The 16,349-nt window shown below is 59.5% G+C and carries 10 protein-coding genes; 6 read left to right on the top strand and 4 right to left on the bottom strand.

Annotation, left to right across the window (positions count from 1 at the left end; all coding sequences use genetic code 11):
- Positions 1 to 419: 419 nt before the first annotated feature.
- Complete coding sequence (locus tag HV744_RS34670) at positions 420 to 1,436, bottom strand: hypothetical protein (protein WP_175153786.1); 1,017 nt, start codon at positions 1,434 to 1,436, stop codon at positions 420 to 422.
- An 18-nt stretch (positions 1,437 to 1,454) separates the two neighbouring features.
- A complete protein-coding gene (locus HV744_RS34665; RefSeq protein ID WP_175153785.1) occupies positions 1,455 to 4,133 on the bottom strand; it encodes a DEAD/DEAH box helicase in 2,679 nt (892 codons plus the stop codon).
- Between the two features lie 2,126 nt (positions 4,134 to 6,259).
- Between HV744_RS34665 and HV744_RS34660 the strand changes: the two genes are divergently transcribed.
- From HV744_RS34660 to HV744_RS34645, 4 genes are all read left to right on the top strand, one after another.
- Positions 6,260 to 6,544 (top strand): hypothetical protein, encoded by a 285-nt coding sequence (locus tag HV744_RS34660; RefSeq protein ID WP_175153784.1) that lies wholly within the window; start codon positions 6,260 to 6,262, stop codon positions 6,542 to 6,544.
- 786 nt (positions 6,545 to 7,330) lie between these two features.
- The gene (gene cphA, locus HV744_RS34655; protein ID WP_175153783.1) at positions 7,331 to 10,120 is read left to right on the top strand and encodes a cyanophycin synthetase; all 2,790 of its coding nucleotides are present in this window, start codon (positions 7,331 to 7,333) and stop codon (positions 10,118 to 10,120) included.
- A gap of 53 nt (positions 10,121 to 10,173) precedes the next feature.
- A complete protein-coding gene (locus HV744_RS34650) occupies positions 10,174 to 10,380 on the top strand; it encodes a hypothetical protein (RefSeq protein WP_175153782.1) in 207 nt (68 codons plus the stop codon).
- A 61-nt stretch (positions 10,381 to 10,441) separates the two neighbouring features.
- A complete protein-coding gene (locus HV744_RS34645; RefSeq protein ID WP_175153781.1) occupies positions 10,442 to 12,154 on the top strand; it encodes a transglutaminase-like domain-containing protein in 1,713 nt (570 codons plus the stop codon).
- On the opposite strand, the gene HV744_RS34640 is transcribed toward HV744_RS34645, so the two are convergent.
- Positions 12,151 to 12,972, bottom strand: a complete 822-nt coding sequence (locus HV744_RS34640) for a cyanophycinase (protein ID WP_175153780.1) — start codon at positions 12,970 to 12,972, stop codon at positions 12,151 to 12,153. The two genes, HV744_RS34645 and HV744_RS34640, sit on opposite strands and share 4 nt — an antisense overlap.
- A gap of 156 nt (positions 12,973 to 13,128) precedes the next feature.
- Positions 13,129 to 14,004 carry a cyanophycinase gene (locus HV744_RS34635; RefSeq protein WP_175153779.1) on the bottom strand — a complete coding sequence of 292 codons (876 nt, stop codon included), beginning with the start codon at positions 14,002 to 14,004 and terminating at the stop codon, positions 13,129 to 13,131.
- A gap of 1,113 nt (positions 14,005 to 15,117) precedes the next feature.
- Between HV744_RS34635 and HV744_RS34630 the strand changes: the two genes are divergently transcribed.
- Positions 15,118 to 15,819 (top strand): IS6 family transposase, encoded by a 702-nt coding sequence (locus HV744_RS34630; RefSeq protein ID WP_175153778.1) that lies wholly within the window; start codon positions 15,118 to 15,120, stop codon positions 15,817 to 15,819.
- Positions 15,820 to 15,996: 177 nt separating this feature from the next.
- Positions 15,997 to 16,349 (top strand): hypothetical protein (locus HV744_RS34625; protein ID WP_175153777.1); only part of this gene is annotated, 353 nt, incomplete at its 3' end.

The following is a 16,349-nucleotide window of genomic DNA, read 5'->3' as shown; positions in this document are numbered from 1 at the left end:
CGAGGCGGGTTGCCTCATTCGCCAACATACGGAACCGCGATGCCGGCCTCTCCCTGACCACCGGCGTCTGACCGTAGCCCCTACCGCGCGAGCGGTTTAGTCCACCGGCCATCTACAGTCGTTCGATCGAGCTCTCAGATGGACATTCGAGCGTCAGCTCCGCCCAGACAACGGACCTTCCCCCGACGGTCATGCTCGTCAAGTGATCGGCCATTACGGCCGTTCACAATGTTCACGAAGCGGTCGTTCAAGTATTGAAAATACCGTCAATCTGGTCTGTGAAATCCTGAACCGGATACGTCCGCTGACGCTCAACATGATCGGGAGACTTCACCAGACGCCGGGGTTTCCCGATGAAAAGAATTTCATTCATCGACGTCAATCGCCTCCCGCGTAGCCATGCGGGATGAAATCGGAGTTTAGCGGGACTTACCTTTCACCGGTCGAGCACTGGCGCGCTTCCTTGTTGCAGGCTCTTTCGGCGTTGCAGGCGAGTTCGCCACGTTTACTTTACCGGCAACAACGTTGCCAGATATTGATTGGCGTGGCCCAGCAGATGGCTTGACTGGCAACTTCTTTGTTACCGATTTATTGTCCGCGACAGTCTTCGCGGTCGCAGGTGGCTTCCCGGTTGTCGAGACAGCCGACTTGGCCGCCTTCTTCGCTGTCACCTTACCTGCCGATGGTTTGTTACGTCCGGCAGCAGGCTTCGCCGGTGGGTAAGCTTCGGCCATCTCGATGCCAAACACATCGGCCACCAACGCATCGTCGAGCACCTTGCCGCTAGCGGGGCGTATTCTCGATTTAGGCAGGCCGGCACCGACCTGACTGACGAGTTCATTGGCATCGACCCGGCGCAAGGCGAAGAGGAATTCTGGCTGCTGGTCAAGCCGCGCGCCGACGCCGTAGAGCACGGCAGCAACGTGCTTGCACATCGACGCCCAGTCCGGGCAACTGCAATTGAACGTGATTTCCTTCGGCGCCGGGAAAAGACCAGTGCCAGGTTTGCAGATGCGCTCCATCACGGCTGTCGAGAGCTTGCCCTGCAAGAGTTCAACGATCGAATCGATCGACCCCGCGCAATCGGCTCCGATCGCTCGCCATTGCTTTGCAGGACATGCCGTCACGGTCACGGCGACCGTGTAGAGGCTCGAACCCATTACCTGCGCGCGGACTTCGCCTGCCGTAATCTGAAGGTCGATCACGGAGCCATTGCGCACATAGGTACGGCCGCGCGGCAGACGGTTGGCATAGTCGCTGTAGCCTTCCAGATTGTCGCACCAGGCCTTGCCCCAGAACGTCTTGGCGATGGCGCCGCGATACGACGCGATTGGCGACAGGATCGCACCGGCCTTCTTCGCCTTGGCGGCGGCCAGTTCAGCCGTTTTCCTGCGGTCGGCGACCGAAACATAAGGCTTCCATCCCCCGTAACCCATTGCGCTTCCTCTTGACGATCAGTTTTCTTGGGCGGCATGAACGTCGAGCTTCACGAGATCGAGCAATTCGCGATCGCTCATCTCGGTGAGCAGGAGTTCCGCGCCGTCCTCCAGCACATCCTTCACCAGTTGCTGCTTCGCTTCGATCAACTGGTCGATACGGTCCTCGATCGTTCCACGGCAAATAAACTTATGCACCAGGACGTTCCTCTGCTGGCCGATACGAAACGCACGGTCAGTCGCCTGATTTTCCACGGCCGGGTTCCACCAGCGGTCGTAGTGGATCACATGGGAAGCTGCGGTGAGATTCAACCCCGCCCCACCTGCCTTTAGCGAGAGCACGAAGAAGGGTGTCAGCTCATCTTCCTGGAATCGCTTGACCAGTTCGCGGCGCTTGGCTACCGGGGTGCCGCCATGGAGCACCAGACCTTCGCGGCCAAAAATTGAACCCAGAAATGCCGCCAGCGGCTCAGTGGCCTCGCGGAACTGGGTGAATACCAGCACCTTTTCCTGCTTGGCGGCAACGACTTCGACCAGTTGCCGCAGGCGGGCGAACTTGCCGCTGTCGTCCGCCTTCCACGCCGCGTCGCCCAACCACTGCGACGGATGGTTGCATATCTGTTTGAAGCGCATGAGGAAGCTCAGCACGACACCCTTACGACCGATTCCTTCAGCGTCTTCAAGCGCGGCGGCCAAATCTTTCACCGCGCGCTGATAAAGCGCCGCCTGAGTCGGGCTCAGGTGGCACCAGGCCTTGAGCTCGGTCTTGTCCGGAAGATCGTCGATGACCCGCTTATCGGTTTTCAGGCGGCGCAGGATGTACGGCCGTACGAGCGTTCGTAGCGGGCCGAAGTGTTCGGCCTTCGCTAGCCGCCGGGTAAAGTTGGCGAAAACCTTGTCCGAGCCCAGCAAACCAGGATGGGTGAAATCGAAAATGGACCACAGGTCGGACAGCCGGTTTTCCACGGGCGTGCCGGTCAGCGCGATGCGCGATTGGGCACGGAGCTGCTTGACCTGTCGCGTTTGCTTGGCGCCCGGATTCTTGATCGTCTGTGCTTCGTCGACAACGGCAACGCGCCATTGGATGGCCGCCAATACCGGCTGCCGAAGAAGCGAGCCAAAACTGGTGATGACGAGATCGATGTCCGCGAGCTGCGTGGCGTCCAGCGCACGCAAATCTGGCGCCGGCATGACGGACGGATGGGCGATCAGCACGCGCAGGCTGGGGGCGAAGCGCTCGGCCTCTGCCGCCCAGTTGGCCAGCAACGATGCGGGGGCAACCAGCAGACTGGGCTGCGTCCCGGCGCTTTCACGCTTGAGCACGAGCAGCAGCGAGAGTACCTGCATGGTCTTGCCAAGGCCCATGTCGTCCGCCAGGCAAGCGCCCAGTCCGAGACGGGTGAGCAGGTACAACCACCGCACGCCGGCCTGTTGATAGGGCCGCAGGCTGGCCTTGAGTTCCGGTCCCGGGCTGATCTGTGCCAGGCCCTCGGGCTGGCGCAACTCCTGCAAGACGTCGGCCAGCCATTGCCCCGCAACAAGCTGCGACCAGTCGCGGTCAGTGGGGTCGCTGCTATCGTCGAGCGAGACACCCGCCAGAAGGCGTAGGGCCTCATTAAAGGGCAGGCCGGTTTTCGCCGCCTGTTCCATGGCCTCGAATCGCTTCAGGAGGCGACTGAGCTTTTTCTTGTCAACCTCGACCCAGCGACCACGGATGAGTTGCAGGCCGTCAGCGCCTTTGAGCAGATCCCTAACCTCAGCGGCGTTTAGACACTCGCCGTCGAGGGACACCTCCATGCTGAAGTCGAGCAACGCCTCCTTGCCCAGCAGCGAAGGCGGCCGTGCGCCGACGCTGGCTTTCACAACGGGACGAGCGGGACGGCCCGACTGCCAGACGCCTGGCGTGCGAACGACAATGCCCGCGGTTTCAAGTTTGGGCAGGTCAGTGAGAAAGCGGTGGGCATCAAGCGGCGTCCAGCGAAGCGGATGGTATATCTCGCCGGTAACCACCATTTCGCGAAGCCAATCGCAGTGTTCGGCGGCGCGCTGCACCGGCAGTAGCAGCGACAGGAGCTGCGCCTTGCTCCTCGCCCCCGAAAATTCCGCCAGGGCTTGAGACAGTGGCTGGTGTTGTGCTTTGCCGTGGGCGGACAGGCGCGAAGTGTAAGTCGCTAGGAAGGCGAACGGTGACTCCGGGTCCTTGCGGTTCTCAGCGAGGTTGAAATGTACGCGGCCGACTAGATTCCATGCCGGGTGACGCGACCTGAGGAAATCCTGAAGCGAGACTTTTGCGGTCGCCAGTTCCTGGTGCAAGGCGGTATTGATCTCGCCCCACAGCGTGGCCAGCACATCTGGAGTTAGATACTCCCCGCCCGTCATCGCCGGCGCATCGGCAATCAAGGCATCAAAATCCCTGGTAGCAGGCGTGACGACCGCGATCTCGCCGCCTTCGGGCGTGGCGCACAACGCTGTGACATAGCGCGCGGCAAAATCACGCCACCAGGCCCATGCGGGCGGCAAAATGCGGCCGATTTCCGCCGTTCCCAGATGCAGCAGGCCATGCCCCGTGCCAAGCGCAAAAGAACTGCCTAGTCGCAGTCGTATTTCATCCGCCAATAATGGCTCGGCGTCTTCCGGCACCGCAAGCAGATGACCACCGGGCGTCAGGTGTGGCGCGAGAATGTCGGGAGCAGTCAAAACCGCCCGTCCTCATCAAGCTGTTGCAACAAGCGCTGAAGCCGCCTGTTTTCACGGAAAGCGGCTTCGGAATCAACCAACAGGGCCACCGGCCCAGCGCGAACTGGGCGAAGCTCCGTCTGCGTCTGGTCCGCTCGAATTGTCGGGTGGACCAGGCGTTCGGGGTATGCCTGGCCAATGCGTTGCGCATGTCTTGTGGACTGTCTTTTCATGTGCTGTAGGACAACCTGATTGCTACGTATCAACTCACAGAAGTTCGCCCCCGGCTCTGCCGCCGGCTGACCAACCTTCAACCTTCACGGTGGTCCCCGTGAATTTCCGAATTCTGCCAAGAGAAATAGGACTCACAATGAAAGGGTACCAAAACCTGAGTCATACGAGATGGGATGCCGATGGCGGCTCCCGCCCGCGCGGCGAATATCAGTTGGGGCGTTTGTTACGAACGACGAAATGGCAGAGTGTCTCATTGGACCGACCTTCGGATGTTCGACGCTGCTCCTTTGAACGTCCCTTCATGGCCGATGCTGTTGAAAAAGTCGCTGTGTGGCTTTTTCAATTCGTTCGCAAGAAAATCGACCTCTCAGATCAGCCTACAAACCGCTCGCGAACTTCGCGTAAGGGTGAGAAGACCACTGAAAACCGTGCGGGAGAGACGGTCAGCGACTCTTTCAACAGCATCGGCCGGCTACCGCCGCTCACCGACCGGAGCGAGTCGCTTCATTTCCGGCTCGCGTCTATGCTACAAACGCCCCTTGCTCGGCCCACGCAGCCATTACTTCCCGAACCCGCTTGTCGGGTGGACTGTCAAAGCGTAGAAACCCGGTACGCTTTGTGTACTTCGGTGACGCCGCTTACGTCATCGACCGAGACGGCACGAAGCCTGGTTATGCGCGCGGTGTAAGGTACAGGGGCGAATCTCCTGCCGGGAAGGCACGTTGCGGGATCTTGCCGAGCGTGGTGAGCATCACCTTTGATGCAAGGGGCAAAACCATGGGATTATCGTACCGAACGTTTCTGATCGCTCGTGACGACACCATCTGGCGGCTATCAGGCACGAAGTTCGACCGGATGCTGCGAGATCCGGCAAGCCACTGTCTGCCCGTTTTTGCGGGGCAACGAGCGCGAATGGCCAGCGCTGCCGTTGTGCTGCCCCGCCGTCTATGGTCATCAACGAGCGCCTGTAGACGACCCTGTTGCTCGACCGGTCGTCGAATGGACCCGGCCGAGATGGGGCGACAGGCGGTCAGATCTCGGCAGGCCGAAGACCAGCCGGAAAATTACACAAGAGACGTTGCTTTATCTGGAATTGCCTCTATTTTTAAAGAGGCTGATCGGCCAGCGATTGTTCCGGGTGTTCATGGTGCTTGGAACGTCTCTGCGTGCGTTTTTGTTGCGACGCACACGAAGTCGCACGCACCTACTTGAAATCACTTTTGTCTAACGGATCATGACGCGGGAGTTAAGGTGTGGGTGACCGTCTAACGCATCCGCTACCGGCCCGCGGACCTGACGTGAGGTACTCTGCAGCATGTCCAGCCAGGTGCTCGAACTCATCGAGCGCGCGAGGTCAGGGCCACAGAGAAAAACGGGTGGTGCTGATCATCTCGGCAACGCGCGGTCACGGTGGAGTCGTTTCATCACGGTGCTGTGCAGCCATCCTGGCCGAGTCCATTGCTGGCGCGAAAACGTAGGCGCGTTTAACCACGCCGGTGTTTGCGTGATGCTGATGCGGTACACCGTTGATCTCGGGGTCCTTGAAGAGTGGCAAACAGCGCGCCTCGGCCACGGCTCCATCGATCGTCTTCCTGGCTATTTACCCGGCCTCCAGCAACACGCTGCTCCTATCCAACCCCCGGCGGGTTTGTGCGAGACATGCACCAAGGCGAAAGAACCTGTCTGAGCCATGTCATGGAGCACGTAGCCGCCAACCTCCCCACCGGCTCCGCTATCGATGTCACCGATAGCGTGCACCCGAGCGCGGCGTGCGGTTGGCGCGAGATCGAATGAGTTTTCGCCATGATGACGGCGACATGCCAGGCGGTCGCAAGCTGACCTGGTGACAGGGCTCCAGGGCGGGTGAAGCAAGAGGTCTATCCTTCATGGAGTTCAATACTTTGGAGAGCAAAATGGATGAGAAACAGAAATCTTTCCTTTATAACGATAACGACGCCACTCTTGATGCCTCATCGAAGCGGAGGATGGCCGTCGAAGTCGCCCTGGACTTGATACGTCAGGAAGCAATGAGCGGGTCTTCACGCAATTCCGTGGATTTCAATCTGAGACACCTCTCGGACTTTGCAGACTTCATTCAAGAGGCCTTGAGAGGTGGTGAGCAAGAAGTCTTGAGAGGCAAGGAGCGAGAGGCCTTGAGAGGCAGGGAGCGGGAAACGTCGAGAGGCCAGCAGCATTAGCGGACGGTGCGCCTGTGCATGGCAGGCGCAGCGCACACTATCGAGGAATGTGGTGGTCTATTTCCTCGGACAGGTCGATAGGAGGACAATCGCGAATCGACGAGGAAAAAAAGCTAGATGACAAGAAGGTGCCGACTGACAATTTGGCGTCAGCTTCAAGCTGGAGGTGGTACAGATGGTGCGAGACCAGGGATTATCGGTGAGCGAGGTTTGCGGTCGATGGAGCTGGGTGAGACGGCCGTTCGGCGGTGGGTCTCGCCTACGATTCCACCCGGACGTTCGAACGTCGGCTCCGCCTGGCCAACGGACCTTCGCGCGCCGATCTTGCCCGTCGCGTCCTCGGCCAAAAGGCGACTCTGGTCGAGTCGCCCTGCGTGAACATTGTAGGTTTCAGAGTGGCCCTCAGCGGTACCGCCGTGCCGGAGCGTCCGCCTTCAACGTTTGTGATCGCCAACTCTCGACCGGGGGTGGGTCAAAACCCAAAATTTTCAGGCTTTTCCGATTTGTCCGCCTCGGCGCGGTGTCGAACGGGGTAAGCGCCTCGACACAAACGCATCGGAGCCGCCGACTCCAGCCGCGACGCCTTGTAGTGACAGACCAGAAAATCGATGGGCACAGGTTGCTATATCTGTAAATGTCTCTATTTTTTATAGATTGACTGCCTAGCAGCGTTGACGGCTCTGAGTATCACCAGTTGAGTGAAGTGCGCCCGATGCGTCTTCTTTTGCGTCTGCGCTCTTTGTCACTCGTGCATGACGCGATGTGATAGCTACAGGAGGTCATACGATGGAAGTCAAGTCGATCGTCGCGTATCAAGGCCCCAGCATTCACGCTCATTTCCCGGTCATCCGATACACCGTCGATCTGGGCGTGCTGGAGGAATGGCCGACCGGGCGGCTCGGCCAGCGATTCATAGACAGTTTGCTCGGTTATCTGCCGGGCCTCGCACAACATGGCTGCTCGTATCAGTCCCCCGGCGGACTCGTGCGGCGCATGACAGAAGGCGATGGCACGTGGCTCGGCCATGTCATGGAGCATGCAGCCATTGAACTGCAGAAGATGGCGGGTTCGGATGTCAGCTTCGGCAAGACGCGAGCTGCGGGCCCGCATGGCCACTACGATGTCATCTACGAATACCGTGATGAAGCCGTCGGCCGGCGGGCCGGGGATCTGGCATTAGCGCTGATCGAGCAGCTCTTGCCTGCCGAATTGAAACCGCAGACGGATACCGAGACGCAGCTCGACTTCGAACAGAAGCGCGACGATTTTCTCCGTGATGCGCGCAGTCGCGAGGTGGGGCCGAGCACGGCGGCATTGATGAAAGCCGCGGCGGACAGGGCGATTCCATGTACGCGGATGAACGCGGACAGCCTGATACGACTTGGCTATGGGCGCTTTCAGAAACGGATCAAAGCCACGCTCACCAGCGAGACGCGTCAGCTCGCAGTCGACATAGCCTCCGACAAGGAAGAGACGAACCGGACGCTGCGGGACGCCGGCTTGCCGGTGCCTCGCCAGCGCAAGGTCTATCGCGCCTGCGATGCGGTCGTGAGCGCCGAACAGCTCGGCTATCCGGTTGTCGTCAAACCCCTGGACTGCAATCATGGACAGGGCGTATCGATCAAGCTCACGACGCCGGAGCAGGTGGAACTCGCATACAAGAGGGCGCGGAAGTACAGCCATGCCGTACTCGTCGAAAGCTATATCCCCGGGTCCGACTATCGGATGCTGGTGGTCAACGATCAATTGGCCGCAGTGGCCAGGCGCGTGCCGGCCCATGTCGTCGGTGACGGTTTGCATACGGTCGAGCAGTTAGTGGAAGAGGCCAATCGAGATCCGCGTCGCGGGGTAGGCCACGAAAACGTACTCACCCGCATCGAACTCGGTGACACGGCGCAAAGCGTACTGGGCGCCGCGGGATATGATTTCGAGAGCGTGCCAGCTCCGGGTGAGTCCGTCTACTTGTGCGCGACTGCCAACCTTTCCACGGGTGGCACGTCCATCGACGTCACCGATCAGGTGCACCCGGACAACCGCGAGATGGCTGTGCGCGCCGTCAAGGCCATCGGCCTTGATGTCGCCGGCGTCGATTTCATTACCACGGATATTGCCTCCTCGTATCGCGAGGTCGGCGGGGCGATGTGCGAGGTCAACGCGTCGCCGGGTCTGCGGATGCATCTCGCGCCGAGCGAGGGTGCGGCGCGGGACGTGGCCGGCGCCATCGTCGACATGCTGTACCCGTCAGGCACTCCGAAGACGATCCCCATTGCGAGCATCACTGGCACCAACGGCAAGACGACCACTTCGCGCATGCTGGCCCAGATCATGAAGCTCGCGGGCTACACCGTCGGCCTCGGTACCACGGATGGCGTATATATTGATGGACGGATGACGCTCGCGGGCGATATGACCGGCGTGTCATCCGCCCGAATGATCCTCGCGGATTGCGCCGTCGACGCCGCCGTGCTGGAAACGGCCCGCGGTGGCCTGCTGCGGCGCGGGCTCGGATACCCCGAATGCAATGTGGCGGCGTGCCTCAACGTGAGCGCCGATCATCTCGGGCTGCGCGGCATAGAAACCGTGGAGCAGATGGCAGAGGTCAAGCGCATCATCATCGAAGTGGCTAAGGATATGGCCGTACTCAACGCCGACGATCCGTTGTGCATGAAGATGGCGGATCATACCGATGCAAGTCGGCTGTGCTACGTCACGATGAACGCTGCGCACCCGTTGGTCGGCGAGCATATTCGCGCGGGCGGCGCGGCGCTCGTGCTGGAGGAAGAAGCCGGCGGTCACCTGATCGTGCTGTGGGATAGCGGCCGTCGCGTTCCATTGTTGTGGACATATCTGATTCCCGCCACTGTGCAAGGGCTCGCGCTGCACAATGTGCAGAACGCGATGTTCGCCGCGGCGCTTGCCCGTGGCCTCGGAGTCGACGTCGAGGGCATCCAGCTCGGCCTGCGCACGTTCGATAATTCGTTCGCCTGCACCCCTGGGCGCATGAACATCTACGACGATCATCCGTTCAGGGTGATATTGGACTATGCGCATAACCCGGCAGCCGTGCAGACCATGTGCGCCCTAGTGGAGCGGCTCGGCCCAGATCAGCGGAAGATCGTTTCGCTGACGGTTCCGGGCGATCGCCGCGACGAGGACATTCAGGCAATCGGGCGCGTTGCAGCCGGGCACTTCGACCAATACATCTGCCATCGGGACAGCGACTCGCGCGGGCGCGATCACCTGGAGGTGCCGGACATGTTGCGCGAAGCACTGCGCATCGCGGGTGTCCCGCCGCAGCAAATCAAGGTCGTCGCAGAGGAGCAAACGGCCAATCAGTTAGCGCTCGAGATGGCACGTCCTGGCGATTTGCTTCTGTTGCTCAGCGAAGATTACGCGGGGGCATGGGAACAGATCGGGCAATTCAAGCCGGAGATGCCGCGCGCGCAGGCAACCAGCAAGAAGCCGGTTCAGATGAGGATACGGCTTGACGATCTGGGCGGGTTTGAGTGGACCCGGAATATGGAAATTGTCCGCGATGCCCGGGGCGTGAGGATCGCAAGAGAACTTGAGGACTGAACGAGTACCGCGGTCATCATTCAATGCAGTTCAACCGAACCGGACAAATGATCATGGACGATAAATTGCTCCTCTACAACGATAACGAAGCCACGCTCGACGCCACATCGAAACGGAAGATAGCTGTCGAAGTCGCGCTCGAACTGATAAGGCTCGATACAGCAAGCGGATCCTCGCGCGATTCCCTGGATAGCAATTTGAGGCATCTTTCCGATTACGCCGATCGGATTCAACAAGCATTGACGCGCAAAGAGCCGTAACGGTCAGACGCACCGTAGGCACTGGCGCTGTACCTCGCCCATCGAACCGACAGGAGGACTGATGGTCACCGCGATAAGACCGCTCTTTGCAAAAAACATCAGCTCGATCGATAGCAATGAGGAGGACGCGATCTTTGTTGTGGATCCTGAGCTCGGCGGGCTGGGCAGGATCGATGTCCGCACGGGCCTCTTTCAGTGCCTGCTCAATTTCAAGCATTTCAATGAGTTCGAGAGAGCGGCAGCACTATGCATGCGGCCCGACGGTACGATCCACTATTGCCGTTCCAATCTGATCCATACAGTCAGCATAGAAAACGGCTCGGTACATGCAGCAACGGATCCGATCACGATCGATGCTGCGCAGAGCATCGTCGGGTTGTGCTGGAAGGACGGCCGATACTACGTCGCCGACGTGACGGGTAGCCTGCTGGTTGTCGAGAACAGCGAGTTGATACGGACGGTTCGCATTGGAAACGGCATCAACGACATGACGCTGCACGGCGATCGGCTCCTGATACTTCGCGGCGTCACCCGTGCCGTCCATATCGTTGATCTTGACGGAACACATGTCGCGTCGGTTACGGTACCGCATGACGGCGCGGTGGGCATAGCCGCTGTCAAGACGTCCGATGCGAAAGAGCCGGGCGTTTATGTGTATTACAACCAGTGCAATTGGGACGTGTTTGACGACGCGGGCTCGGAGCTGACGTCAACCGGGAGCGCCAATATCAAGCTCAGAAACGACGCCCGCGATGGATTCATCGAGCGGCTCGACTATCAACTCACGGATCTCGGTGGGGGAAACATTTTTTGCCTGTCGAGAGGCTATGAAATCGAGTTCACCTATGCCGAAATGCTCAAGCCTATTGGCGATGTCCTCGACGAGTTGGAAGGCGTCAAGCTGTGCATCAGACTGTCGATACCCGTCGACTCGCCGAGGCAAAAAGTCAAATCGCTCGAGACGATCGGCGATATTCCCGCGGTCGTCACTGAGGACGAGGAAGGTAACGCGATTGTCGAGTTTGACCTGACCGGAATAAGGCTGGACAAGGAGTGTCGTATTTTTGGCTACCACGCAATCCTCGAGGCTTACGGTATCCGGTACAAGCTGAACGGCGCGAGTACGAACGACTATCCTGCCGATATCAGGCGGCGCTTTCTGAAAGAAGAGTCCCGTTATGACATGGGCAGACAGGAATTGAAGGATATTGCCGAGCGCCTCCTTGCATGCATTCCCACGCAAGAGCGCGGCAACGTGATCAGAATTGCCAAAGCCGTGCGCGAATACGTCTATAGTCGGCTCGGGTACCGCTACAGCAGCAGATGTGCGAGCCCCGTCGAGACGTTGCGGCTCGGCGAGGGAACATGCGGCAAGTACATGGAGCTGATGATCGGGCTGCTGAGGCTTTGCGGTGTCGCTTGCCGACCCGTCGGCGACTTCAAGGTACCGGAGTACAAGCTGAGGTATGTGCCGGTCGGCTCGGTATGCACACCCGATAACGATCACGCGTGGGTGGAATTCTATGTGCCGGAGGTCGGATGGGTTCCGATGGAGAGCTCGTCGGATGGTGTTCCGGAAAAGCACGACCGATTCTTTGGTGCGCTATCGTGGGTTTATATAGAAAACAGCAGAACGGAAAAGATGTGCAAGATCTGCAAGCCGGGCTCATGGGAAAACATCGATCAGGACTTGCGGTATTCGGAACTATTTATTCCGGAGATTCAGATCAGAATCCTCAAAGCGCTCAGGCCGTCATTCGATCCGTCACATTAGTGCCCGATGCTGGCCAGATGCGCAGACATGTCGTAGACGTTGCCTTCGACCAGAATGTCGAGGTGCAGGCCGATCATGCTCACCGGCGCGTGGCGGCGATCGGGATGAATCGCGGAGTGCTGGAGTTGGGAGGTATCGACGACGGTGATGCCTCCCGTCCCCATGACTTGCAGCTTCTGATCCGGACCGATGAATGCAGCGGTGTCTTCATCGAGCCCGATGCCGATGGCATCCGGGTTGTAGGTCAAGGCCATCAGCATGCGCCCGAGCCGGTCCTGGTGGCGAAAATGTTGATCGATAACCAACTTGTCGATCAGGCATAAGCCCGGTGCCAATTCGACTATATCCGCGCGGGGCGTCGTGCCGCTTTTTCCGGCTGCGATCATTTGCCTTGGCAGAAACGCTGCGCCGGCAGAGACGCCCGCAACGGGCATACCCTTTGCGTTCCGTCGGATTATTTGCTGAGCGATGGGCGTTGCGCTGAGCGTCTCGGAGAGCCGGGCCGGATCGCTTCCGATGAGGAAAACCCCGTCGACGCTGCCGAGCGAGTCGTCCCTTGCCATTTCGCAATCCGATCGATTCTCAAAGTTGAATGCACTGACGCGATTAAAGCCAAGATCACGGAATGCGCGTTCATAGCGGTAGCCAAAATCCTCTTCATCAGAGGCCGCCGAGATAATGGCGATGTGCGCGCGGGAGCCACCGCAAAGCTCAGCGAAGCGGCGCATGACAGGGGCCATGCGGGCCGCTTTGCCGTCGCCGCCTACGGCGACGATAAAACCTCTTGTCGCGACCGCGAGCGCTCTTGAACGATTCAAACCTTCACCCCTTAACTGAAAACCAGCAGTCTTACACCGTCACGGTCGTACAGATGGATGCGCGGCGACCTTTCGGGCAGGCGCAGAAGGGCGCCGGCGTTTTGCAATGAACCGATCGAGCTATCAGCGGAATCGGTCAGCGGATAATTCCAACGATCACGTCAACGCGGTGGCGTTCAAGCAGGCCGTGCCGTGGCTCTTTGCAGTGGGCCCCGAGCGCAGCAACGTATGGCTTGCCAAGTCGTACAGGTTGCCATCAGTAAGGATATGAAGGCGTACTCCGGTCAACCCTACCGGTTCGCCACGGCGGGTCGAATCGGCGGCGGAGTTGTGCAGGCTCGACCCTTCGATGACGGTGACGCTGCCGGTTCCGACCACCTCGAGCGTGTCGTCCGGACCGATGAACGCAGCCGTATCTTCGTCGAGACCAATTCCGGCTCCGAAGGGGATCGACGCGACCGCGGTGAGCAGGCGCCCGAGCCGGTCGCGCTGGCTGAAATGCTGATCGATTACAAAGCGGCTGACAAGCCCTAAGCCCGCTGCGAGGTCGACCATGCCGGCACGAGGCGTGGCGCCGCTGTTGCCGCCGGCAATCATCGCGCTCGACATCGCCGAAGCCCCGGCGGAGGTACCGGCGATGTGCATGCCATGCAAATTCCGGCTGCAGAGCTTTTGCGCAGCCGACGTGCCGCTCAGCATCTCGGCGAGGCGCACCTGATCGCCCCCCGTCATGAAGACGCCATCGGCGTGATCGAGCACTTCAAGGTATTGCTGCGACTCGCAGTCCCCGCGGCTTTTGAATGGCAGGATGCTAATCTGTCCGGCACCAAGATCACCGAACACCGATCCATACACCTCGCCCGTATTGTCCAACGACGAAGCCGTCGGAATGACCGCAATATGCGCGCTCGGCCCGCCGCAAAGTTTGACGAAGCGCCGCAGTATGACGGGGTTCTGGACCCGATTCTCGGCCCCGCCGATCGGAACAATAAAGCCCCGTGTTGGGTTTTTTGGCGATCTTCCCGGACGCATATCTTTTCCTCGCAAGGCTTGAGCGTATTGTCCGCAGTGGGTACGGCCCCCGGAATTGTCCGCTGGGGGCCAAATCCGCCCGCCGTCGCGGGTCCAGATGCACAAGCGAGAATCGTTCCAACCAAGCCTGCGAGCCACCACCTCGCGGACCTGCGTCGGACCAGAGGCTGGAAAAATTCGCCTCTTTCGAATTTCGAGTGGGTGATGCCGGTTGTCGGCAGGGAAAATGAGTGGGTCAATGGCGGACGGGACGTCCGGCGAAGCGAACCATTGACGCGCTCACTTTCCCAAACAAGCTAGAGGGCTTGGGGCTGGCGAAGTCTTGCTGCGCCAGCCCCCGAGCCCGTCCGGCGGCGAGGACTTCCCCGCCTCGGGGCGGGGTTAGGGGTGGGGAATCGGCACCCAAGAACGGTCTCATGCACAAAAAATGTGCAAATTCTTACCCACTCCATTTTCGAAAGAGCCAAAAATTCCGGTTAGCGCGGTGCGCACTGGAAATCATCTCGATTACATTATGGTGCAAAAATAAACCAATGTGGTGCGGATCTGCTGCGTCGCCGAATGACCAGCTTAGACATTCGCCCGTCACGCGGAGCAAGAGCGATGACTGGCTGTTCGAATCAGGGGCACCAACAGATTCACGTAGCCCAGTCATCGCGCGAGCCGGGCTTTTTGCTTTCCGGCTTCCCACCTCATGATTGCAATTTCTTAGGAAGATTGAAAATTCTTGACGCGGGCGAAAGCGGCTAATCCAACTTGCGAGTGCCTGCCAATCTATGCGTTCGATCCTTACCATCGACGGTTGAAGGGAGGGAGTTCGAACGGCTGCTCTCGGCAACTCTGAAGATCCGTTGTTCGTCGACTCGGACGGTTGAACTTTCTCGTGAGCCAACATTCCCGACCAGCGAAATCTTCGGCTATCCGAATGGCTGCAACATGCAGAGTACTCGCCGGCCGACACAGCCACGCGAACGGCCGTTGTACCTTGGAGAGCCGCCGTTAAGGGTACGCGGGATCGAAGGGCGGTTGTGGGTCGATGAGGGACATTGGGTGGCTCTGTTGCAGTAAGGCGTTCCGCTATGATGTGCGGAACGACATGAAACTGAATGCTTGATGAAAACGTTGAAACCGGCGGTGGCCCGAGTGCTCAAACGCCTGCACTATCCGCTCGATGTGATCCTGACCTGCGTGCGCTGGTACGTGGCCTATCCGCTGAGCCTGCGTAACCTCGAAGACATGATGGCTGAGCGCGGCGTTTGCGTCGATCATTCAACCGTGCACCGGTGGGCAGTCAAGCTATTGCCAGTGCTGGAGAAAGCGTTTCGCCTGCGCAAGCGGCCGGTTGGCAAGAGCTGGCGCATGGACGAGACGTACATTCGCGTCAAGGGGGAATGGCGATATCTTTACCGGGCCGTCGACAAGGACGGCAACACCATCGACTTTCTCCTACGCGCCCATCGGGACAAGACTGCAGCCCGGCGTTACTTTGAGAAATCGATCGCCCAGAATGGGGCGCCCGAGACGGTGACCATCGACAAAAGCGGCGCCAATCTCGCCGCGCTCGAAGCGATCAATGCTGATCGTGAAACGCCCATCAAGATCCGCCAGTCGAAATATCTCAATAATCTGGTCGAACAGGACCATCGGGCGATCAAGCGACGGACACGGCCCATGCTGGGATTCAAGACTTTTCGCTGTGCCCGGATCCTTCTGGCTGGCATCGAACTGATGCATATGATCGTGAAAGGACAGATGAAGTTTGTTCGGGAATCCCATCTGTCCGCCGCTGATCAATTCTACGACCTCGCAATATAAGCAGTACTTCGCATATCGATCTCGCTCGCCCTTCGACCCCTTACCGCGACAAAACCCATTCTCGACTCGCTTCGGCAGGCGCCCAGCGCCGAACTGTATCGCCTTTATCTCGCTATCGGAAAAATGCTTGATGACCCATGACGCATTCTGGAAGTACGTCAGCGCCTGCACCTCGGAATGGCCGTCAGTTATATCGGTGACAATCCGCTGGGAGCCCCGTCGCAGGGCACCGTCGTCGAGCTTCGACACGCACAGGCGATCGTTCAGGACAGTGTGAGCCGGCGGCGCTGGGCGCTACCGTATGCGGCAATCGTTCCCGATAGCACGGCCGCCCCGATTCATCCCGAACCGGCACCGCCACCGCGCGCGCAACGCGAAGAGTTCTTCGTCGGCGACACCGTTGGTTTCACCGACAGGCACCTGAGCGAGCGGGTTGGCACCATCGTCAGGCTGAACTCGAAAACAGCCTCGATTGCCGTGACAGACTCCGAAGGACACTGGCGCGTTTCCTACGGTCTGCTTCGGCGTAT

The sequence above is a fragment of the Paraburkholderia ultramafica genome (assembly GCF_902859915.1).
In the GTDB taxonomy this organism is placed as follows: Bacteria; Pseudomonadota; Gammaproteobacteria; order Burkholderiales; family Burkholderiaceae; genus Paraburkholderia; species Paraburkholderia ultramafica.
The sequence above is the reverse complement of the archived record's forward strand: the minus strand, read 5'-3'. Positions and strand labels throughout refer to the sequence as shown.

Coding starts and splice junctions, on each gene's coding strand:
- HV744_RS34645 (WP_175153781.1), top strand. CDS start 10,442: ATGGTCACCGCGATAAGACCGCTCTTTGCAAAAAACATCAGCTCGATC.
- HV744_RS34660 (WP_175153784.1), top strand. CDS start 6,260: ATGGATGAGAAACAGAAATCTTTCCTTTATAACGATAACGACGCCACT.
- HV744_RS34635 (WP_175153779.1), bottom strand. CDS start 14,004: ATGCGTCCGGGAAGATCGCCAAAAAACCCAACACGGGGCTTTATTGTT.
- HV744_RS34650 (WP_175153782.1), top strand. CDS start 10,174: ATGGACGATAAATTGCTCCTCTACAACGATAACGAAGCCACGCTCGAC.
- HV744_RS34670 (WP_175153786.1), bottom strand. CDS start 1,436: ATGGGTTACGGGGGATGGAAGCCTTATGTTTCGGTCGCCGACCGCAGG.
- cphA (WP_175153783.1), top strand. CDS start 7,331: ATGGAAGTCAAGTCGATCGTCGCGTATCAAGGCCCCAGCATTCACGCT.
- HV744_RS34630 (WP_175153778.1), top strand. CDS start 15,118: ATGAAAACGTTGAAACCGGCGGTGGCCCGAGTGCTCAAACGCCTGCAC.